At 43.8% G+C, this 23,042-nt stretch carries 17 protein-coding genes; 12 read left to right on the forward strand and 5 right to left on the reverse strand.

The window, feature by feature from the left end; all coding sequences use genetic code 11:
- Positions 1 to 12: 12 nt before the first annotated feature.
- On the reverse strand, positions 13 to 363 hold the full coding sequence (locus BLP33_RS17535) for a VOC family protein (RefSeq protein ID WP_090531475.1): 351 nt from the start codon (positions 361 to 363) through the stop codon (positions 13 to 15).
- Positions 364 to 614: 251 nt separating this feature from the next.
- On the opposite strand from BLP33_RS17535, the gene BLP33_RS17540 reads away from it, so the two are divergent.
- The 3 genes from BLP33_RS17540 to BLP33_RS17550 all read left to right on the forward strand — a co-directional run bounded on the left by BLP33_RS17540 (position 615) and on the right by BLP33_RS17550 (position 2,857).
- Positions 615 to 875 (forward strand): (2Fe-2S) ferredoxin domain-containing protein, encoded by a 261-nt coding sequence (locus BLP33_RS17540; protein ID WP_090531477.1) that lies wholly within the window; start codon positions 615 to 617, stop codon positions 873 to 875.
- A 106-nt stretch (positions 876 to 981) separates the two neighbouring features.
- Entirely contained in the window at positions 982 to 1,926 is a 945-nt protein-coding gene (locus tag BLP33_RS17545) for a helix-turn-helix domain-containing protein (RefSeq protein WP_090531479.1), read from the forward strand.
- 85 nt (positions 1,927 to 2,011) lie between these two features.
- Complete coding sequence (locus BLP33_RS17550) at positions 2,012 to 2,857, forward strand: SDR family NAD(P)-dependent oxidoreductase (protein ID WP_090532034.1); 846 nt, start codon at positions 2,012 to 2,014, stop codon at positions 2,855 to 2,857.
- 231 nt (positions 2,858 to 3,088) lie between these two features.
- On the opposite strand, the gene BLP33_RS17555 is transcribed toward BLP33_RS17550, so the two are convergent.
- Positions 3,089 to 3,619 (reverse strand): ferritin, encoded by a 531-nt coding sequence (locus BLP33_RS17555; protein ID WP_090531481.1) that lies wholly within the window; start codon positions 3,617 to 3,619, stop codon positions 3,089 to 3,091.
- Positions 3,620 to 3,749: 130 nt separating this feature from the next.
- On the reverse strand, positions 3,750 to 4,109 hold the full coding sequence (locus BLP33_RS17560; RefSeq protein ID WP_090531483.1) for a hypothetical protein: 360 nt from the start codon (positions 4,107 to 4,109) through the stop codon (positions 3,750 to 3,752).
- A gap of 349 nt (positions 4,110 to 4,458) precedes the next feature.
- On the opposite strand from BLP33_RS17560, the gene BLP33_RS17565 reads away from it, so the two are divergent.
- From BLP33_RS17565 to BLP33_RS17605, 8 genes are all read left to right on the forward strand, one after another.
- Positions 4,459 to 6,321, forward strand: a complete 1,863-nt coding sequence (locus BLP33_RS17565) for a glycoside hydrolase family 13 protein (protein ID WP_090531485.1) — start codon at positions 4,459 to 4,461, stop codon at positions 6,319 to 6,321.
- 44 nt (positions 6,322 to 6,365) lie between these two features.
- Positions 6,366 to 7,016 (forward strand): beta-phosphoglucomutase, encoded by a 651-nt coding sequence (pgmB, locus tag BLP33_RS17570; protein ID WP_090531487.1) that lies wholly within the window; start codon positions 6,366 to 6,368, stop codon positions 7,014 to 7,016.
- Between the two features lie 116 nt (positions 7,017 to 7,132).
- Entirely contained in the window at positions 7,133 to 9,442 is a 2,310-nt protein-coding gene (locus tag BLP33_RS17575) for a glycoside hydrolase family 65 protein (RefSeq protein WP_090531489.1), read from the forward strand.
- A gap of 95 nt (positions 9,443 to 9,537) precedes the next feature.
- Positions 9,538 to 11,256, forward strand: coding sequence for an alpha-amylase family glycosyl hydrolase (locus BLP33_RS17580; protein WP_090532035.1), 1,719 nt, complete (start codon positions 9,538 to 9,540; stop codon positions 11,254 to 11,256).
- Between the two features lie 210 nt (positions 11,257 to 11,466).
- Positions 11,467 to 12,837 carry an MFS transporter gene (locus tag BLP33_RS17590; RefSeq protein ID WP_090531493.1) on the forward strand — a complete coding sequence of 457 codons (1,371 nt, stop codon included), beginning with the start codon at positions 11,467 to 11,469 and terminating at the stop codon, positions 12,835 to 12,837.
- Positions 12,838 to 12,947: 110 nt separating this feature from the next.
- Positions 12,948 to 15,422, forward strand: a complete 2,475-nt coding sequence (locus BLP33_RS17595) for a TIM-barrel domain-containing protein (protein WP_090531494.1) — start codon at positions 12,948 to 12,950, stop codon at positions 15,420 to 15,422.
- 406 nt (positions 15,423 to 15,828) lie between these two features.
- Complete coding sequence (gene glgB / locus BLP33_RS17600) at positions 15,829 to 18,075, forward strand: 1,4-alpha-glucan branching protein GlgB (RefSeq protein ID WP_090531496.1); 2,247 nt, start codon at positions 15,829 to 15,831, stop codon at positions 18,073 to 18,075.
- A gap of 99 nt (positions 18,076 to 18,174) precedes the next feature.
- Positions 18,175 to 18,366 carry a hypothetical protein gene (locus tag BLP33_RS17605; RefSeq protein WP_090531498.1) on the forward strand — a complete coding sequence of 64 codons (192 nt, stop codon included), beginning with the start codon at positions 18,175 to 18,177 and terminating at the stop codon, positions 18,364 to 18,366.
- A 14-nt stretch (positions 18,367 to 18,380) separates the two neighbouring features.
- Here the strand turns inward: BLP33_RS17605 and BLP33_RS17610 are convergent, their stop codons facing one another.
- Positions 18,381 to 19,157: a DUF6348 family protein gene (locus BLP33_RS17610; protein ID WP_090531500.1), complete on the reverse strand. Its 777-nt coding sequence runs from the start codon at positions 19,155 to 19,157 to the stop codon at positions 18,381 to 18,383.
- Between the two features lie 226 nt (positions 19,158 to 19,383).
- On the reverse strand, positions 19,384 to 20,043 hold the full coding sequence (locus BLP33_RS17615) for a hypothetical protein (RefSeq protein ID WP_090531502.1): 660 nt from the start codon (positions 20,041 to 20,043) through the stop codon (positions 19,384 to 19,386).
- A 396-nt stretch (positions 20,044 to 20,439) separates the two neighbouring features.
- Between BLP33_RS17615 and BLP33_RS17620 the strand changes: the two genes are divergently transcribed.
- Positions 20,440 to 22,857, forward strand: coding sequence for an ABC transporter permease (locus BLP33_RS17620; protein ID WP_090531504.1), 2,418 nt, complete (start codon positions 20,440 to 20,442; stop codon positions 22,855 to 22,857).
- Positions 22,858 to 23,042: the final 185 nt, after the last annotated feature.

Below are 23,042 nucleotides of genomic sequence, written 5' to 3' on the forward strand. Positions count from 1 at the left end.
GCGCATCTGAAATTATTTCGCATGCAGGCTCAACGCATTTCCGTCGGGATCCTTAACAGTGGCAAAGCGGCCCCATGGGGTTGTGTCAACATTGCCTACTTCAAGGCCTTTGGCTTTAAGGTCTGCTATATCTTTATCCAGGTCGTCGGTTTTAATTACAAGGCCGCGTACACTACCTGCAGGCATTTCCGGGAACCAGTTTACCAGGGTGATGGAAACAGGCGAGCCCGGAAATGCCATCTGGATCCAGGTTTGTTTTTCAAAGTTAGCTTCAACTAATATTTCAAAACCAATTTTTAGGTAAAACGCTTTGGCTGCCTGCTGGTCGGTTACTGGGATGGAGATAATTTCAATTGCTTTCATATACTTAGCTTTGTTTAATGCTAATGGGTTGGCTTAACCCCTACATTGAATTTCAAATTTATCTTTTAAAATATACAATTAAAAAAAATTGGCATCGGCACCATGTCGATGTATGCGTATCGAATTGGACAGCGGCACTGTAATAAAGCCCTTTCAATCTTGTAAATCCAATTAAATCCCGGTTCAGATACGATTGGGACATTAAAGCATTAACTTTGCTGATTATTAACATATTCTTAATAATTGCCATTATGAGCAAATTTACCATACCTGATAAAGTGTTGTACGTATGCGTAGGCAGCAAATGCGGAAAACGAGGCGGTAAGGAAATGTACAAGATCGCAAAATCGTACATTAAACATCATCACGCCCCCGAAGAGTTGGAGGTAATTGAAACCGAATGCACTGACAGGTGTAAATATGCTCCTGTGTGCAGTATCCAGCCCGGCAACACCTGGTTGAAAGAATATCACCCTAAAGAGGTGTTGAAGTTGATGGATCTGATTGAGTGACTTCTTCCAAAGATGCTGTATCATGAGCCCCGGCTTTGTCAGGCTTGGACAGCGCTATTAAAATTCACTAACTTTGCGCCGAATCAAATTACATTACCCCGGGCCCATGGAAAATTCAACGATCCCCCGCATGCCATTGGAAACTTTCGCAGCGGACAACTACCAGCAGCCATTGCTCAACGTAGAGCATTACCCGGTTGATTCGCAATACTTTGTCATTCAAAACCGGGACACTTACCCGATTAAGGATTATATATCGCCGCACCGTCGTAAATTTTACAAGATCTTCCATATGACCCGGGGCACCGGAGTTTTGACCATCGGCCTTCACCGCTACGAAATGGGGCGGAATGAGATCGCTTTTCTCCACCCCGACGAGATCATGTCCTGGCAAACCACCTCAGCAGAGACAGGCGGACATTTCTGCCTGATCCATCCGAACTACTTCGGGCTCGAAGCCGACCATGTGCTTCAGTTGTTCCGGCAGTTCCCGAACTTTGAGACTGATAAGGCGGTGATCCAACTGACCGACGAACAGTCGGCCACGATCAACGGTTATTTCGAAACGATGCACCGGGAAGACCGCGGTAACAGCGACGATAAAAAGCAGGCGATTTTATTACAGTTGCAGATGCTGTTGCTCGAAAGCCGGCGCGCTGGCAAGAACCTGATTCGCACGAAGGCTTCGGAAGGTTATAGCTATATCTACCGTTTCTTATCCTTACTGGAATCATCCTTTCAGGTACAGGAACGCGACTCCTCCGTTAAGCTTAAAACGGCGGCTGAATTTGCAGACCAACTGCATGTGCACCCCAATTATCTGAATTCCCTTGTTCGCAATCAGACAGGAAAAACCCTGCGGGAACATATACAGGATCGTCTGATCCATGAGGCCAAATCCTTACTCGTGCAAACCGACTGGGGTATCAATGAGATCAGCGATGGGCTGGGCTTCTCCGGCCAGGCCGCCTTTACCTCCCTATTCAAGAAAAAGGCCCTTGTTTCCCCTTCAGAATTCCGCAGAAATGCGGCTGTTTCCACTCATATTTGAAACTCACAAATTTTCCTGTGATTCGAATAAGTGCCTTCAGGGCCTTCCTGCGCAATTTTGTACCATACAATTAATGATCAAGAAAATGAAAACACAGAAAGTATGGTTCGTTACAGGAGCCTCAAAAGGATTAGGTTTAAGTTTAGTAAAACGGTTGTTAACTGAAGGCTACAAGGTAGCGGCTACTTCAAGGGATGCAGAAGCCTTACGTACCGAGGTGGGCTACAGTGGCGATGATTTTCTTCCGCTGCAGGTGAACCTGACCGACAATAACAGTGTAGCCGAAGCGGTTACTGCGATAGTTGCTAAATTAGGCACGATCGATGTAGTTGTGAATAACGCCGGTTACGGGCAGCTCGGCACATTGGAGGAACTGTCCGACGACGAAGCCCGCAAAAACTTCGACGTCAACGTATTCGGTTCGCTAAATGTGATCCGTAACGTAATGCCGATATTTCGCGCCAGGAAATCAGGTGCATTCTTTAATATCTCTTCAATAGCCGGTTTCCTGGGCACTTTCCCCGGATGGGGTATATACAACGCCACCAAATTCGCGGTTGCCGGCTTTACCGAAGCGCTTTCGGCTGAAGCAAAATCACTGGGCGTAACTGCCACCATCGTTTATCCCGGCTATTTCAAGACCAATTTCCTGCTGCAAGGCTCATTGCGCACCGCAGTAAACCCGATCAATGACTATAAGGAAGCCCGCGACCTGGAAGTGATCCACAACGAACAAGTGATCGGCAACCAACCCGGCGACCCCGAAAATGCGGCTTTAGCCTTCATCAAGGTGGCTGAAATGGGAGAGCGCCCGCTGCACTTATTCCTGGGTTCAGATTCATTCGCTATGGCGCAAAACAAGATCGAAGCCGTTCAGAAAGACCTGGCTGCTTTCGAGAATATCAGCAAATCGACCGATTTCAGAAAATAAGCTTTTTTTCGACCTTATAAAAAGCCGGCCAGCAATCGCCGGTTTTTTTGTGTTTGCAGGGTAATGCCGAAGGTATCATATGAAAAGGAAAGAGCCACCAAAACAAAAAAAACCGCATCATTTGATTTACGATCCAGTCTCCTTAAAATAAGATGTTAAAACAAATGCCTTTCTTTTATCGAAAGGCATTTTGGTTGGAAACCTCTCCTTCTGGAGGGGGCAGGGTAGGGCTTAAGCCTCACTATCATATTTTATCTGACCAACATGCTTGTCAATTTGCCATCTGCCGGTACCTTCTTCGCCGATAACCTCAAACAGTTCGAGGGCGCGGCGGGCTTTATATTCTTCTTCGCGTTGTTCTTTCAGGAACCAGTTCAGGAACTCCATAGTAACAAAATCCTGTTCTTTCATGCAGCGCGCATATATGTTTTTGATAGCGTTGGTAACGCTAATTTCCTGGTCGAGGGCGTCTTCAAACACTTCGCGGAATGAATTATATTCCTGTTTAATGCCGGTTACTTCGGGTGATATCGCATTGCCGCCCATATCAAGGATATATTTATAAAATTTTAGCTGGTGATGGCGCTCTTCTTCGGCTTGTTTGAAAAAATATTCTGACGAAAAATCATAACCGTTTCGATTGCACCATGATGCCATGGCCAAATATGCTGACGAAGAAAATGCTTCTTTTTTAACTTGCTGATTTAAAAGCGCTTCTATATCTGATGATATCAGGCTTTTTATGCGGAGTAGGTCTTTCATGGTCTTGATAAATTAATGTTATATGTCTTATCGCAGGATAATTATATACAATAATAATGCTGTAAAAGCATATTAGTTTAATTTAAAGACAATATGAAATTAATCTAAATTGTGTTGATAATTAGTCTAATTACAGTGAGTTGCTGTAAAGGCGGTCGTGGATAATGTGGTTGAGTTCCAGCATTACAAAAGTGCCTTCTAAAAGATCTTTCAGGCTGATGATCTGAGCCAGTGAAAGTACATAACAATGGTCGCAGGCGCAGATGAAAATGATCTCCACGTCAGGATCGGTAGAGGTGTTCAGCAACTTTTCCTCAATGTCGATAGCATAAACCGCTTTGCGTAATTTTAAGAAATTGCGATGATCAAACCGGGCAACCTTACCGGCGAAATCAACATACCAGCAACGTTCTGCATCGCACTGGTAAACGGCACCTGCCTTGGTGCTGAAAACATCGGTCCATAAAGATAGTTCGGTGGTCGCAATCATATAATGGTTGCAAATATTGGTATTATTTGTAATCAATCCAAATAAAGATAGAAAATAATTTCAACACGAATGTCTTGCATGTTCAATACAATTTAATCGAATTACACGAATTATTGCGTAGAGGCATTAATGTAATTTAATTAGCCAAATTAGTATGGGAATTTATTAGTACGAATGCTTCGGGATCGACAAATTATGATGGATAAGCAAATTCGTGTAATTCGCTCTAATTCGAAATAATTAGTGTGAGTTATTTTTTTTCATACAAGCAATAAATTTTATTATAAATTTGGAGCGTGGTTATGGGCTTGTCTGTAACCTAACCAATTATCCTTTTATCATTTTTTATATGAGAAAAACCTTACTATCCGCCTTATGCTGCTTGCTGGCTGCTTTGGGTGTAAAGGCACAAACGCCTGCACTTGAGCGAGTTGAGCCCATGTCCTGGTGGGTTGGCATGAGCAATCCCAACCTCCAACTGGTTGTGCATGGCAACAACATTGCCGCCCGTAATGTAGTGCTTACTTACCCCGGTGTAAAGCTTAAAGCAGTTCATAAAGTTGAAAATCCGAATTATTTATTCATCGACCTGCAAATTTTTTCATCGGCCATTCCGGGAACGTTCCCGATAAAATTTAAGAAAGCAGGTGAAAAAGACCTTACATATAATTATACGCTTAACAAACGCGACAGATCTGCAGGCAGGGCGCAGGGCGTTACCAATAAAGATCTGATCTATCTCATTATGCCCGACAGGTTTAGCAATGGCGATGCCGCCAACGACTCATTTGATAACCTGCGTGAGCGAGGCATCCACCGCGATTCGATGTTCAGCCGCCATGGGGGGGACCTTCAGGGGATCATGAACCATTTGGATTACCTGAAAAATTTAGGGGTAACTGCTATCTGGCTTACACCCGAAATTGAGAACGACGAGCCAAGTGCTTCGTACCACGGTTACGCCGTTACCGATTATTACAAGATCGATCCCCGCTACGGCACTAACGACCTTTACAAAAAGTTTGTCGAAAAATGCCACAGCATGGAGCTTAAGGTTATTAAAGACCTTGTACACAATCACGCAGGTACTGAAGGTTACCTGATACAGGATATGCCGATGAAAAGCTGGGTACACCAATGGCCAGCGTACACCAAATCAAACTTCAGGGATGCTGCGGTGATGGATCCGCACGCCTCGCCAATGGACCGCAAACTGATGCAGGACGGCTGGTTTGACCACCGCATGGCCGATTTAAACCAAAATAATGTTTACGTGCAAAACTACCTTACCCAAAACCACATCTGGTGGGTGGAGTATGCTGGTATCGACGGTTTCAGGCTGGATACTTATCCTTATAATGAACCTGTTTATATGGCCAAATGGGCGAGAGATGTAAAAGCCGAGTTCCCTAAGCTTTCCATATTTGGCGAAACGCTGGTATGGTCTGCCGCTAACCAGGCATTTTTTACGCAGGGCAATACGGTTAACCGAGGTTTTGATACGCAGCTACCCGGCGTAACCGATGCTGTTTTAAAAGATGCCATTTATGAAGCTATTAATGGTAACGATGGCTGGACCGACGGCGTTGGTCGCTTGTATTCGGTAGTGGCTCAGGACTTTCTGTACCAGGATGCCACCCGCAATACCATATTTATGGATAACCATGATATGAGCCGTTTATTATCAATGGTAGGGGAGGATATTACCAAATACAAATCGGCTATGGCTATGCTGCTGACCATGAGGGGCGTGCCGCAAATGTATTATGGCGATGAGATTCTGATGAAAAACTACTCGAACCCTGATGGTTTGGTACGCGAGGACTTCCCGGGCGGCTGGGCCGGCGATAAGGAAAATAAATTTACCGCCGAAGGCCGCAGTAAAAAAGAAAATGACGCTTTTAATTATGTGAGCAAGCTGGCTAATTATCGCAAAGGCACTACTGCCCTGCAAACCGGTAAAATGATGCAATTTGTACCCGAAAAAGGTATTTATGTTTATTTTAGATATGATGCCCAAAAAACGGTGATGGTCATGTTCAACAGCAGCGATAAGGAACAGGAAACTACTACCGCACGGTATTTTGAGCGTATCGGCGATGCTAAAAAAGCAAAGAATGTACTAACGGATGAAATGATTGGTCTGGATAAAGTCACTATACCAGGCAAGACAACTTTAGTGTTAGAATTAATACCCGGTGTTACTCATTAAAATAATATCTTAGGGGACTAATTCCCTGTGTTTTACCCAAAAAAATGAATACAATAAAAGCCTGTATTTTTGACCTTGACGGTGTGATAGTCGATACTGCCGTTTACCATTATAAAGCCTGGAAAAGGCTGGCCAATTCGCTTGGCTTTGATTTTACTGAACATCAGAACGAACAGCTGAAGGGCGTAAGCCGGGTACGTTCGCTGCAATTGATCCTGGGCTGGGGTGGCGTTACCAAAACAGAAGCCGAGCAGGAGCAGTTGGCTACTCAAAAAAACACCTGGTATATGGAAATGGTAAACCAGATGAAACCCGAAGAGATCCTGCCTGGTGCCAAAGAGTTTTTAATAACCTGCCGTGCGGTAGGTCTTAAAACGGCGCTGGGTTCCGCCAGTAAAAACTCAATGACCATATTGGAGAAAATTGGTATCACCGATATGTTTGATGCAGTAATTGATGGCAATAAGGTAAGCAAAGCTAAGCCCGACCCTGAAGTGTTTTTGGCAGGAGCGCAGGCCCTGGGCGTTGAACCCGAAGAATGTGTGGTATTTGAAGATGCCATTGCTGGTGTTGAGGCAGCCATTGCCGGGGATATGAAAGTGGTAGGCATTGGCTCATCCGATATACTTAAAGGCGCCAACCTGGTTATTAAAGGTTTGGATGAAATGACACTGGATAAATTGTATAAACTATAGCCCCACCCAAACCCTCCCCTAAAGGGAGAGGGCTTTTGAATTGCATGGAGGCATAATAAACTATTAACTATTAAACTAAAAGTCTCCCCTTTTAGGGGGAGATTTAGAGGGGGCAAATGAAAAACTACATAAAAGCTGATGAGTGGAAGATAATTGAAGAAGGCTTCGATCCTCATTACAATAAAATTTCTGAAAGTATCTTCAGCTTAGGTAATGGCCGCATGGGCCAGCGCGCCAATTTTGAAGAAGCTTACAGCGGCGATACCCTGTTGGGCAACTACGTAGCCGGGGTGTACTATCCCGATAAAACCCGTGTAGGCTGGTGGAAGAATGGTTATCCCGAATATTTTGCCAAAGTGCTTAACGCCGCCAACTGGATTGGTATTGATGTGGTAATTGATGGCGAGCAACTTGACCTTGCTAAATGCGAAGTATTCAGTTTTCGCCGGGAACTAAACATGAAAGAAGGTTACCTGAAGCGCGATTTTAGCGCTAAAACAGCATCGGGTAAAGAAGTAAAAGTAGAGGCTATCCGCTTTTGCAGCATGGCAGATGATGAAACAGGTGCTATCAAATACACCCTTACGCCGTTAAACTTCAGTGGGGCTATCACCTTAACGCCTTCAATTGATGGCGATGTGGTGAACAAAGATTCCAACTATGATGAAAAGTTTTGGGACGAAGTAAGCAAGGTGTCACAAAGCGATGGTGGTTACATCTTAATGCGCACCAAAAAAACGGGTTTTGAGGTGGCTACAGGTATGCGATTCAGTGTCTTACAAAACCATGGCGCTACCGAACCCATTGTTCAAGCTATTGAAAAAGAAAAATATGTAGCTGCTAAAGTTGATGTGCAGGCAAAACAGGGTGAAAGCATCACGATGGTTAAATACGCCGCCAACCTTTCATCGCAAAACTATAAACCCGAAGAACTGATTGAGCAGTTAAGTGACACGCTTAACCGTATCAGCATCAAAGGTATTGATACCATGCTGGCCGAACAAGCTGCTGCCTGGGCCGAAAAATGGAAGCATAACGATATTATTATTGATGGCGATGTTTCTGCACAACAGGCCATCCGCTTCAATATTTACCAGCTTAACCAAACCTATACCGGCGAAGATGACCGACTGAATATCGGTCCCAAAGGTTTCACCGGCGAAAAGTACGGAGGCTCTACCTATTGGGATACCGAGGCCTATTGCGTGCCTTTTTACCTCTCTACCGCGCCGCAAAAGGTTACCCGTAATTTGTTGCTTTATCGCTATAAACAATTGGGCAAAGCCATTGAAAACGCGCAATTATTAGGCTTTAAAAATGGCGCAGCATTATACCCGATGGTTACCATGGATGGTACCGAATGTCATAACGAATGGGAGATCACTTTTGAGGAGATCCATCGTAATGGGGCTATTGCGTTTGCTATTTATAACTATGTGCGTTATACCGGCGATGAAGCTTATTTAGGCGATTACGGTTTTGAGGTATTGTTAGGTATAGCCAGGTTTTGGTCGCAAAGGGTTAACTGGTCGGAGGATAGACAGCAATATGTAATGCTGGGTGTAACCGGGCCAAACGAATACGAGAACAACGTAAACAATAACTGGTACACCAGTACTATTGCTACGTGGTGTATGCAATATACCGTTGATGTTGCTGATAAAATAAAAGCAGCTGATCCGGAAAAATACGCCGTATTGGTGAGCAAGGTAAGCCTGAATGAGGAAACCGAATTTGGCCGTTTCAGGGATATCATCCAAAAGATGTATTATCCGTACGACGAGAAACGCCAGGTGTTTTTACAACAGGACGGCTACCTGGATAAAGAGCAGATCCTGGTAAAAGACCTGCCGGCTTCCGAACGTCCTATCAACCAAAAATGGAGCTGGGACAGAATCCTGCGTTCATGCTACATTAAACAAGCCGACGTATTGCAGGGAATTTACTTTTTTGAAGATCAGTACGATATAGATACCATTCGCCGCAACTTTGATTTTTATGAGCCGCGTACGGTGCATGAATCATCGTTATCACCATGCGTGCACGCTATTTTGGCTGCCAAGCTCGGCGATGAAGCCCGTGCTTATGAGTTTTACCTGCGCACGGCTCGCTTAGACCTGGATGATTACAACAACGATACTGAAGATGGCTGCCATATCACTTCTATGGCCGGCACCTGGATGGCTGTTGTTGAAGGCTTTGGCGGGATGCGTGTAAGAGATGGAAAGCTGGTATTTCAGCCATTCATTCCCGAAAAATGGTCGTCATTTTCGTTCCATATTGGTTTCCGCGGTGCCTTGCTGAATATTAAAGTGAGCAAAGAAGGTGTGCAGATCAAAAACGCTTCGGATGTGGAAACAACAGTGCTGGTTTATGGTAAAGAGCAATCGGTGAAAGCCAATGATGAACTCCTGATTGAAGCGTAATGAAAGGCAATAAGGTATTTACGTGTTTTATTGCTGCAACAATGTTGCCCGTTATTACGTTGGCACAGGTAAAACCACATCATACAAAAAAACGCATGGAACAAACTACCAACCATAAGCTCATCATATACCAGTTATTGCCCCGCCTGTTTGGCAATACCAACACATTTAATAAAACCAATGGATCTATTGAGGAAAACGGTGTAGGCAAGTTGAACGATATCAATGATAAGGCCCTTCAGGAAATTAAAAAAATGGGCTTTACCTATGTTTGGTATACCGGTGTAATTGAGCATGCAACCATGACTGATTATTCGCAATATGGTATTAAAGCCGATGATCCGGATATTGTAAAGGGCAGGGCAGGTTCACCTTATGCTATTAAAGACTATTACGATATCGATCCCGACCTGGCTGTTGATGTTAAAAACCGTATCGGCGAGTATGAGGCACTGATCAAGCGTAGCCATAACAACGGCTTAAAGGTACTGATGGACCTGATACCTAACCACGTAGCCCGTACCTATGGTTCGGACGTTAAGCCTGCCGGTGTACGTGATTTTGGCCAGCACGATGATAAGAGCAAAGCTTTTAGCCCAACCAATGATTTTTACTATATGCCCGGTCAGCCTTTTGTTGTGCCGTCAGGCTATAATCCCGGAGGCGATGAGTTTAAAAGCCCGCTGAAGGATGGTAAATTTGATGAAAATCCTGCTAAGGCAACCGGTAATGATGTATTCAGTGCTGCACCATCAATCAACGATTGGTTCGAGACCATGAAGCTGAACTACGGTGTTGACTACATGGATCATCGCCGCGGTCATTTCGACCCCATCCCCCCGCTTTGGAATAAGGTTTATGATATCCTGCATTACTGGAGCGAAAAAGGTGTCGACGGTTTCCGCTGCGACATGGTTGAGATGGTGCCGATTGAATTTTGGGGATGGGTGATCCCCAAACTAAAAGCCGAACATCCTGGTTTGGTATTCATTGGTGAAGCTTACGATAAAGGAAAATATAACGATTATATTTATAAAGGCAAGTTTGATTACCTGTACGATAAGGTAGGCCTGTACGATGCCATCAAACGCCTTACCCGCGATGAGCATAACTCATCAACCTGGGAAATCAATGCTGTTTGGAACCATGATAGCAAAGGCATCGACGAGCACATGCTCCGGTTTATGGAAAACCACGATGAGCAGCGCATTGCTTCAAATGATTTTGCGGGTAACCCTTGGCTGGCCGTTCCCGGCATGATCGTAACAGCCACTTTAAATACCGGCCCGGTGATGGTTTACTTTGGCCAGGAAGTAGGCGAACCTGCTATAGGCAACGAAGGCTTTAGCGGTAATGACGGCCGCACTTCCATCTTTGATTACTGGGGAGTGCCTGAGTATCAAAAATGGGTGAATAATCACGAGTACGATGGCGCGCAACTATCTGCCGATCAGCAAAAGCTTCGCGGCTTTTATCATAACCTGCTTAACGCAGTGCGCAATAGTGAAGCTCTTAAATCGGGTGCTTTTTATGAGCTGATGATCGCTAACGAGCGTCAGCCCGGATTTGACACCCGTTTGTATATCTACGCCCGTTATACCAACAATCAACGTATATTAGTAATAACCAATTTTAACCGGAGTGAGCGTAAACTAACCGTAAAGCTTCCGGAAGACCTGTTAACAAAATTAAATCAAAGCGGCCATAAACAATTCACCGATCTGCTAAGCGGCGCTAAATTCAATACCGATGATATACGTAATGGTGTTGAAGTAAGCCTGCCAGCCATGAGTGGATTGTTGCTGGAGTTTTGATCAGAATTTACAGAATTTTAGAATTGACAGAATGCTTGTCATGTTGTGAAAGGTCGTAGTGTTCCGTGCGGGCCTGCCACCCTGAACTTGTCGAAGGGTCGCGCGCAGAGGCCTTCGCCGCCATGCTTCGACAGGCTCAGCATGACACCCTGATATTCTGAAAATCCAAAAAAATCTGTGAATTTTGATTCTGACATTATAAAACCAATTATGAGTAAACCAACCATCGCGCAAAAGCCACGGTTAAGCTTTTGGCAGATCTTTAACATGAGTTTCGGCTTTTTGGGCATCCAGTTTGGTTTTGCCTTACAAACAGGTAACGCAAGCCGCATCCTCCAAACCTTTGGTGCCGATGTGGAGCATTTGTCGTGGTTTTGGTTGGCCGCGCCTATAACAGGCATGGTTGTTCAGCCTATCATTGGTCATTACAGCGACAGGACCTGGAACCGTCTTGGTCGCCGCCGCCCTTACTTTTTAACAGGCGCTATTTTATCGGGTTTGGCATTGTTTTTTATGCCCAACTCATCTATGTTGGCAGCGCTGATCCCGCCGATAGTAGTAGGCGCTGGCATGCTCATGATTATGGATGCTTCATTCAACGTAGCTATGGAACCTTTCAGAGCTTTGGTGGCTGATAACCTGCCCGATAGCCAGCATACAACCGGTTTTTCCATGCAAACCTGTTTGATAGGTGTAGGCGCTGTAATTGGTTCATGGCTACCTTATGTTTTTGCCGAATGGTTTGGAATAGCCAAAACAGCCGATCAGGGCATTGTGCCTAATAATGTGCTGTATTCATTTTACATTGGTGCCGCGGTTTTAATAGGCGCTATTTTATGGACTGTAGTCCGCACTAAAGAATATCCCCCCGAAGTTTATGCAACCTTTCATGAAAAGGACGAAACGGTATCTGGGCATAAAGGCGGTTTGTTGGAGATCTTCTCCGACCTGGTCAATATGCCCAAAACTATGAAGCAATTAGGGTTGGTACAGTTTTTCTCCTGGTTCGCACTTTTCTCTATGTGGGTGTTTACAACCCCGGCAGTTGTTGATCATGTTTACCACATCTCGGCAGGGGATACTTCTTCGGCAGCTTATAATGATGCCGCCAACTGGGTAAATGTATTGTTTGGTGTATATAATTTAGTATCGGCAGTGTATGCTTTGTTATTGCCCCGCATAGTTAAAAAACTGAGCCGAAAAAAAGCACATGCGTTTTCATTAACTATGGGCGGTTTAGGGTTAATCTCAGTATTCTTTATTCCTGATCCCCGTCTGCTGATCTTGTCAATGATTGGTGTCGGTTTGGCTTGGGGTAGTATCCTTGCTATGCCTTATGCTATTCTATCAAGCTCAATACCAGCCAAAAAGATAGGCGTGTACATGGGCATTTTTAATTTCTTTATTACTTTTCCGCAAATAGTTAATGGCATTATTGGTGGTCCGATAGTGAAATATGCATACAGCGGGCATGCCATTTATGCTTTAGTAATGGCCGGTATTTTTATGTTCCTGGGGGCGATAGCTGTTCTTTTTGTTCAGGATGGTAAGAAAATTCAAATAATTGAAGCTGCAAATTGAATAAAAATTAAGGATTTGGCACGGTTAATGGTTTTTCGTTAATTCAATTATTGTATATTGCGTAGTAAGTACACTTTATACATCTTTGCAGAAGCCACTAATTTGTTTGAATGGAAAGTAATACCCCAAATCCGGAGTTGATAACCAGTAAGTTAATTGAAGCAGAAAACTTACTTGAAGAAGAAGAGGAATTTCACCACCTTAATAACCCTGCCGATGGTATTAAGCCGGTTGTAAAAAAGTATCTCGGTGTACCCAATCATGCTGATCAGGTGGGGAATAAGTTCTACTTTACTGATGGCGATGCTAAAGTTGAAGTTATAGTTGTTACCGACGAGATTATCCGTGTGAGGCTTGCGCCGCATAGCGTTTTTTTAGACGATTTTTCATACGGGGTGCCTAAGCTGCCAACCAAGGCGGCAGGTTTTACTCTGCATGAAGATGATAATGAATTTCGGGTATCTACTTATAAAGTGAACTGCCATATCCGCAAAAAGGATTTCTTTATCTCTTTTTCAGATAGCAGTAACCATGTAACCAGCATCGATGCTGTGCCAATGCATTGGGAAGAGAACGTGCAGGCGGGCGGTTATTATGTGTTTTGCACCAAAACCTGCGCACCCGACGAAAGCTTCTTTGGCTTAGGCGATAAACCAACCGAATTTAACCTGCGTGGCAAAAGGCTAAAAAACTGGAACACTGATGCCTACTCGTTTCAGTGGAACCAGGACCCTTTGTACCGCAGTATCCCTTTTTATATCAGCGTAAACGAGGGTATAGCACACGGTATCTTTTTTGATAATACATTTAAAGCGCAATTTGACTTTGGCGCCGAAGACAGGACTAAAACAAGTTTTTGGGCTGATGGCGGCGAACTGCAATATTACTATATCCACGGGCCGCACATGATGGACGTGGTAAAAAGCTACCACACCTTAACCGGTACACACCCTATGCCACCGCTTTGGGCGCTGGGTTACCATCAATGCCGCTGGAGCTATTATCCTGAAGCTAAGGTTAAGAAGATAGCCAAAGGTTTCCGCGAAAACCAGATCCCATGCGATGGTATCTATCTGGATATCGATTATATGGATGGTTACCGCTGCTTTACCTGGAACCGTAAGTATTTCCCCGATCCTAAAAAAATGATCAGCGAGCTTGCGGCTGATGGCTTTAAAACGGTGGTAATTATTGATCCGGGGATCCGTGTGGATGACAACTACGAGGTATTCAGGGAGGGTAAGGAGAAGCGATATTTCTGCCGCCGAAGCGATGATTACTTTATGGAGGGCCACGTATGGCCAGGCCGTTGCCAGTTTCCAGATTTTACCAATCCTGAAGTGCGCGAATGGTGGGGCGGTTTGTTTGACGAATTGGTTCAAATGGGCGTTGCCGGTGTTTGGAACGATATGAATGAGCCTGCTGTATTTGGTGCCGGTACCTTCCCTGATGATGTGCGTCACCAGTACGATGGTTACCGTGGATCACACCGCAAGGCGCATAATATTTATGGCATGCAGATGGTACGCTCAACCTACGAAGGCTTGCGCAAGATCATGAAAAACAAACGCCCTTTTACTATTACAAGGGCAGGTTATTCAGGTGTACAACGCTTTTCATCGGTTTGGACCGGTGATAACGTAGCCTCATGGGAACACCTGAAGCTGGGTAATATCCAGTGTCAGCGCTTGTCGATATCGGGCATTCCGTTTTGCGGTACCGACATTGGCGGTTTTAGTGGTGAGCCCGATGGCGAACTGTTTACCCGCTGGATTCAGATGGGCACCTTTTCGCCGTTTATGCGTGCGCACTCGGCAGGTGATACCAAAGAGCGCGAGCCATGGAGTTTTGGCGAACCATTCACTGCCATCAACCGTAAGTTTATCGAGTTGCGTTACCGCTTGATCCCTTACCTGTACTCCACTTTCTGGGAGCACCACCGCTATGGGTTCCCAATTTTGAGGCCGGTTGTAATGCATGAGCAGGACACACAGCTAAACCACTTCCGCCAGGATGAGTTTACTTATGGAGATAAGATCCTGGTTTGCCCTGTAATGGAACCTGGCCAGATCAAACGCAACGTATACCTGCCTAAAGGTAAATGGTACAACTTCTGGACTCACGAGGTTGTTAACGGCGGCCAGGAAGTATCAGTAGATACCCCACTTGAAACCATGCCTCTATTCATTAAAGCAGGTTCGGTAATCCCTGAATACCCGGTAATGCAGTATGTTGGCCACAAAGAGATTGAAGAAGTAAAGCTGAATATTTACTATACCGATTATGAAGTAAATTCATTCCTGTTTGAAGATTACGGCGAAACCTTTGCTTACGAGCAGGATATTTACCTGGAGAAAAAGTTTGTGGTAAATGGCAGCAGCAAAAATTTAACCATTGATCAGAGCCTGGAAGGTTTGTATACCCCACGCTATGACGGCTATCATTTTAACCTGATAGGTTTGCCGTTTACGCCATCAAAAATAAAAGTAGATGGCAAAGAGGTAAAAGAATTTCAACTAAATGATGATAAAACGGTAGAGTTTAAATACAGTAAAAACTTTAAACATATTGAAATAAGCAGATAGTATTTAGAAGAGGTTAAAGCTGAAGGGCAAAAGGTTAAAGGTAGCTGTAGCCTTGTAAATCAAGAAAAAAAACCTTTATAGCTTTGCTCACGTTAAGGCTATCTCATTAAAACGCCATTGCTACTGCAATGGCGTTTTTTGTATGAATTCGAATTTATTGGATTAGATGAACGGACAGAATGCTTAGTAAATTTAATAAATTCTCTTAATTCAATAAATCAGTTCAGACAAGTTATCCTGTTAATTCTCAAATTCGGTAAATTCTGATTCAGACGATCTTCCCTCCAAAAATAAATCTCCAAAACCCTGCATAATATATTAATCCTGTTATATTTGATTACATATAAACCAAACTCATTTCTGTGATTTGGGTTATTTACTAACACCCTAACAGGTTATCTATATCATGGCCAAAAAAACAACTAAAACCGAGAACCCCTTACCGGATACAAAGCCTGTAAAGGAAAAAAAAGCCGTCACTAAGGTCAAAGCCGATAAAGTAACGCCTGAAACAGGAGCCCCGGAACCTAAAAAAGCAGTTAAAACAAAAACAGCGGCTGCCGAAAAGCCTATCGTTGCAGAGAAAGCTGAGCCGGTTAAAACAAAATCGACTGCTGCTGAGAAGCCTTCAGCCGTTAAAAAAGCTGCGCCGGTTAAGTCGAAAGCGGTGAATGCCAATAACCCGACAGAAATTACCCCGCAACCTGTAAAGCTTAAAGCCGTTGAACCATACAGCCGTTTTACGGATTTTGATATCAGTTTATTTAAGTCGGGCAAACATTATAAGCTGTACGAAAAACTGGGCTCGCATGTAGTGGAATATCAGGGTGTTATTGGGACTTATTTTGCCGTTTGGGCTCCAAACGCACAATACGTAGCGGTAATTGGCAACTTTAACGGCTGGAACCGCGGTTCGCATAGCTTGAATGCCCGTTGGGATTCATCGGGTATTTGGGAAGGTTTTATTCCAAATGTTGGCAATGGCGAAACGTATAAATACTATATCAAATCATCAACCGGCGAAGACCTGGAAAAAAGCGATCCCTTTGCTTTACGCTGGGAACTGCCGCCGCGTACTGCCTCTATAGTTGCCGATACTTTTTATGAGTGGAAGGATCAGGATTGGATGCAGAACCGTCATGAACATAACGCGCTCGACAGGCCATATTCGGTTTACGAAGTGCATTTGGGTTCATGGGCGCGTAATCCCGAAAGTCCGGACGAGTTTTTAACTTACACTCAGCTTGCCGAAAAAATGGTGCCTTATGTAAAGGAAATGGGCTTCACCCATGTAGAGTTTATGCCTATTATGGAACACCCGTATTATCCGAGCTGGGGTTACCAGGTAAGTGGTTATTTTGCAGCGGCATCACGCTACGGTACACCACAACAACTGATGTACCTGATTGAAGAATTCCACAAAGCCGGTATTGGCGTAATCCTGGATTGGGTGCCTTCGCATTTTCCGGGAGATATCCATGCGCTGTATAAATTTGACGGTACACACCTCTATGAGCATGCCGATGCCCGCAAAGGTTTTCACCCCGACTGGAAATCATATATTTTTAACTACGGCCGAAACGAGGTAAGGGCTTTTCTGATCAGCAACGCGCTTTTTTGGCTGGAAAGGTATCATGCCGATGGTTTACGCGTTGACGCGGTGGCCTCAATGCTGTACCTTGATTATTCGCGCAAGCATGGCGAATGGGAAGCTAACAGGTATGGCGGTAACGAAAACCTCGAAGCTATATCATTTCTGAAAGAATTTAACGAAGCTGTTTACAGCCATTTCCCATCGGTACAAACCATAGCTGAAGAATCTACGTCATTTACCGGCGTTAGTCGCCCGGTTTATTTAGGCGGCCTGGGCTTTGGGATGAAATGGATGATGGGCTGGATGCATGATACTATCGATTACTTTCATGAGGATCCTATCCATCGTAAATATCATCATAACGAAATAACTTTTAGCACCATATATGCCTTTACCGAAAACTTTATGCTGCCTTTCTCGCATGATGAGGTTGTTTATGGTAAAGGTAGTATGTTGCGCAAAATGCCCGGCGATGAGTGGAGGCAATTTGCTAACCTGAGACTGATGTACGGATACATGTTCACACACCCCGGTTCAAAACTACTCTTTATGGGCGGCGAATTTGGGCAGGGCGATGAATGGGATTTCGGCAAATCGTTACAGTGGCATGTGCTGCAGTATCCAAATCACCAGGGTATTAGCGAAACAGTTAAGGCGTTGAACCATTTATACCGTACAGAGCCTGCGCTATATGAAAAGGCCTTTTCGCACCAGGGCTTTGAGTGGGTTGACGGCGGCAATGCCAATGATTCCATACTGGTTTACCGCCGGATGGGACACGACAGTAAAAACGACCTGATGATCATTCTGAACATGACCCCTGTTGTACGCCGTGATTATCGCATAGGCGTACCCGCTGCCGGTAAGTGGAAAGAGATCTTTAATTCGGATAATGAAAAATACTGGGGCAGCGGCATCATCAATTATGAGCCTGTAAACAGCGATCAGGTAAGCTGGCATGGCAAAAGCCAGTCTATCAAAATTACTATACCGCCGCTTGCGGCTGCGGTATTTAAACTGGTACCTGATGTGCCTGCTAAATATGAATTGAAACGGTAAGCAGCTTTGAAAGACTTACGAAGTTCCAAATACTTCGTAAGTCTTTCAAAACTAAGTAAACAAGTTGAGGATGCCCTGTTGTTAGTATGTAAATAACCTATGAACCCCAAATTCAAATATCTTTATCTTATAGGTGGTATAGTTGCCACGATATTGTTTATTGTGCAAATAGTGTCTACCTATCCAAAGCCTAATACAGTTGGGATAATCCTTGGCGCTCTGCCAGCTTTGGCCTTGTTTTACTTATCGTACAAGGCTTATCATGTTAAAAAGGATAATGAGTTGATGTGAGGATTTGGTAACCGCTACAAACCATCATAAACGTCGCATCTCCTGAACATAATTACTTGTTTCAAGGCCATAAAGTCACCTTTCACTACCCAGGTTTCTGCGTGTTTGGTCATTTCGTCAAGGCCATCGTTCCATTGCTGATTATTAAAAACGCATTCGCCTATTATAGTACCATCGGCTCGTTTGGAAATATAAATTTTTAGAGAGTTAAATTTTTTGTCGATTAAAACCGGTTGAATTTTCTCTCTTAAAGTTTCAAAAAGATATTTTCCGTCCGGCATTTCCTCCCATTGCCCCTGCACCATTAAGTCGCCTAACTTAGGGTGCCAAAGTATCTCCCGAGCATTTGTAATTACCAGCATATCAGCTTCCGGGTCATGAGTATCCGTAAAGCCATCCATTATTGGCGGAAACACAATGTTAAGGTAATTATCTAAGGCCGAAGTAATCCTCCTATCCATCGTTTCGCCAATACCGGCTAAACATTCATATATCCCTTGCTCCAGATATAAAGGATGCCTGGTTAAAATATTAAGTTGTATCAAAAATGGATGTGCATCTGGCACGTCAATGATTGAAGTGAATATTTCTAAGCCCGAATCAAGTATCAAAGTAAGATATTGCGGATGACGTTCAACCTGGTGCCCCATTTCAACTAATCTGTCTTTAAGTACCTCTATGAGGTAGCCATTATAATCGCTATATTTTGCAATAGGTTCTTCTTTCTGAGGCTGTGCAGTTGGTTGGATTTGTTCTGGTGGTTTTTTCCTGAAAAGGTCGAATAGCCCCATGATGACTTGTTTTGATTATCGGTTTAGTTGCTTCAGCCAAAATAAAGAATCTTATATAATACGGTATTTTCATTTTTATCATTATTTGTCCACCTGCCGGTATCCAACCCTTTTTTATTTGCCTGGACATGAGATATCTGATGCAGAGGGCGTAAGTAAGCCTCCCTACAGGCAAAAGCACAATGTTTGCGCAAGGAAATGATCTACTACAAACTTAAAATTCTATTTAGCCCGGAAAATGCTGGCCAATCACGAAAATTGCAGCCATTAATGCAATAATAGCGGCCAACACTCCCCATAGTTGAGCAAGTTTCATATTTGATAGTAACTCGCCGACAGTTAGCTCGTCCGGGACAATTTTCCTTTTTTCGGCAGCAGTATTATTTTTGCTAATGCTGAGTGCCTCCACTTTGCTCTTCCAACTGGCCAAAACACCATTAAACTCTACTGTTGATAACGAATTTTGGTTGGGTTTTACTGTCATCACATACCAGTCGTAGCCTTTTTCTAATAAGCCCTCGGCACGTATTCCTTCCTCCACGATAACTAAAATCGGAAGATTCTTAGTGTATGCTATCGCTGATTCAATTTGATTCCAGGGAGTAGCAAATTTGGTTGTTGATAGTGTTATTTCATTAGCGCTGCCCCGTTTTTCAATCCCGCTTTCAAAATAGATTCGCTCAAGTGCAATAACTAAGATGCCTGAACATTCATCCATCAATCCCTTTATTGATTTTAAAGGCGAATCAGAACTGAATGTATTTCTTCCGATGGTGTAGGGAATCAAATTTTCGCTTCTAAGTCTGTCTTCTATAGATTTTACAAAATCTTCCTGGCTGGGAGTTGAGGTTCCCCCAACACTGATAAATACTTTGGGTTGATCCATGGTAATTGAAAACAAGGTTGATTGTATTGATTGATAATCAGGTTTATAATTGTCTGTAAGTTAGTTATAATACTTAATCAATACAAAACACTAAACAATCCACTACACGAGCTAATGATGTTTAGTCAAAGCCTTCTCTGTCCGTTCATTTGCTTGTGTCCAACGATTTCAAACTACCCGGACAAGATGCAGAAGGCGCAAGTAATCCTCTCATAGGCAGCCACACAATACTTGCGCAGTAAAAATAACCGAACCTCAAATCTCTAACCACAATCGCACAATAACTGTGCGGAAACGAACAGTTTCGTTGATTGATTTTGATTTAAATTACTTATAGTCAGTGATTTAAAAATAAGGCACGCGATTAGCTGAATTGCCAGTATAAACCCCACAATTATGCTTAAAAATTACCTGCTGGTTGCTTTTAGAAACCTTTCAAAAAACAAAGCTTTCTCCGCTATAAACATAGTAGGACTGGCTATTGGCATGGCGGCTTGCTTGCTCATTTTGCAATATGTTAGCTTTGAGCTTAGTTTCGATGATTTCCACACCAAAAAAGACCGCGTTTTTCGGATTAATCAGGACAGATACAACAATGGCAAGTTAAGTACTCAATGGGCCGGCGGGGCTTTTGCACCCGGCACAGCATTTAAAAATGCGCTGCCCGATATTGAAGAATACGTAAAGATTGTAGGAGCAGGGCAAACCATAGCCAATTACAGGGATCAGAAAATGGTGATCCGGAATGTTTACTATGTAAGCGATGCATTTTTCAAAACATTTTCTTTCCCGCTAATAAACGGCGACGGAAATACCGCACTTAAAGAACCCAACACCGCGGTAATTACCCGGCAAATTGCCGATAGGCTTTTTCATGGCATAAATCCCGTTGGGCAAACCTTGTATATTAATACAGATAAGCCGCTTAAAATTACCGGCGTAATGGAAAATATGCCTGCCAATACGCATATGAATTTCGATATCATGCAATCCTACGCTACGCTGCTTAAAGAAAATCCGCCTAATAAAGATTTTAATCTCGATAATGCCTGGCTAAATGACGGCTGCACAACATACCTGCTGCTTAAACCGGGAGTTGATCCGCGTGCTTTGGAAGCTAAGTTTATCCCTGTAGTAAAAAAAGCATATGATAAATATCCCGGTACGGGCGAAGGTGGCATTTATACACTTCAGCCGGTAAAGGATATCCACTTGTACTCCAACAGGATGCTGGAGTTTCAGCCCAATGGCGATGGCAAATCGGTGTACCTGCTTTTGGGGATTGCCATCTTTGTGATCATCATAGCATGGATCAACTATATCAACCTCGCTACTGCCCGTGGAATTGGCCGGGCTAAAGAAGTTGGGGTACGTAAAACTTTGGGCTCGGCAAAAGCGCAGTTGATTACCCAGTTCATGTTGGAGGCTATGATGCTTAACGCCATGGCTATTGGCCTCGCATTGCTTATCATTATGGCCTGTTTGCCTGCATTCGCCAATATTTCCGGCATGCAGATGGGCTTTACCTTATTTACTAAAGCAACTTTTTGGCTGGCTGTTTTGGGAATCTTTGTGTTGGGCTCATTCTTCAGCGGCTTTTACCCGGCTATAGTGTTATCGGCGTTCAGGCCGGTTGAGGTGATGAAAGGCAAGATCCTGGCATCGCCAGGGGGAGTGATATTACGTAAGGCAATGGTGGTATTCCAGTTTGCTGCCTCGATATTTTTACTGATAGGATCGCTTACGGTGTTCAAACAACTTAAATACATGCAAAGCCAAAAGTTAGGGGTAAAAATAGATCAAACACTGGTCATTAAAGCTCCGTTGGTTAAGGTAGATTCGTTTTACCGCAGCATGAGCTCATTTAAACACGAATGCCTGGCACAATCTGCCGTTAAAAGTGTAACCGTATCTACTTCTATCCCCGGTGAACCTGTGCAATGGAATGCTGGCGGTATTAAGTTGGTTGGCTCAAATCAAAGTACAAGCAAACAATACCGCATTATCGGTGCCGATTACGATTACCTTAACGCCTACGATATCAAACTGATAGCCGGTCGTAAGTTTTCGAAAGAGTTTGGAGATGAACCACATAAAGTGATATTCACCAAAAAAGGGGTTGAACAGTTAGGCTTTAGCAAACCTGCCGATGCCCTTGGCAAACGCATCGATTTTTGGGGACAGGTTTATGAGATAATAGGAGTGGCTGATAATTTTCACCAGCAATCCTTACATGATGCCTACGATTCCATGATCTTCCGTTGTATCCCTGATGTTCGGGGCCCGGTATCGGTAAAGGTAAGTACAACCAATATGCCGCAAACCATCGCCGACTTAAAGAAAACCTGGGCCAGTTTTTTCCCAGGCGACCAGTTTGATTATTTCTTTTTAGATCAGCATTTTAACGAGCAATACAAAACTGATCAGCGCTTTGGGCAGGTGTTTGGCGTATTTACCGGCATCGCCATTTTTGTGGCCTGTTTAGGCTTATTTGGCCTCGTATCATACACCATTGTACAGCGCACCAAGGAAATTGGCATCCGCAAGGTACTGGGAGCTTCGGTAAACAGTATTTTAAAATTGTTGTATAAAGATTTTGCCTTGTTGGTAGTAGTGTCGTTTGTAATTTCGGCACCAATAGGCTGGTACGCTATTCATCAATGGCTGCAAACATATGCTTTCAGGATGGATATTAACCTCTTCCTGTTCGTTATTCCATTCTTCCTGGTATTGCTGGTTGCCTTTTCAACAGTCTCGTTTTTGAGCGTGAAAGCAGCGCTGATGAACCCGGTAAAGAGTTTGAAGACGGAGTAGTAAACAAAAACACGTCATTATAAGGTACGAAGCAATCGTACGAAAGCACAGTCGCCCTGTATTGCGTGCGATTGCTTCGTCGTTCTTCTTATAATGACATGTTTTTATTTCAGGGCAAGGGGATTTCGGCAGGGGCAAACATTTACAAGGTACGTTCAGCCAATCCCCAAAAGAGAGGGTTGGCT

Origin of the sequence: Mucilaginibacter sp. NFR10 (assembly GCF_900100445.1) — a bacterium.
In the GTDB taxonomy this organism is placed as follows: Bacteria; Bacteroidota; Bacteroidia; order Sphingobacteriales; family Sphingobacteriaceae; genus Mucilaginibacter; species Mucilaginibacter rubeus.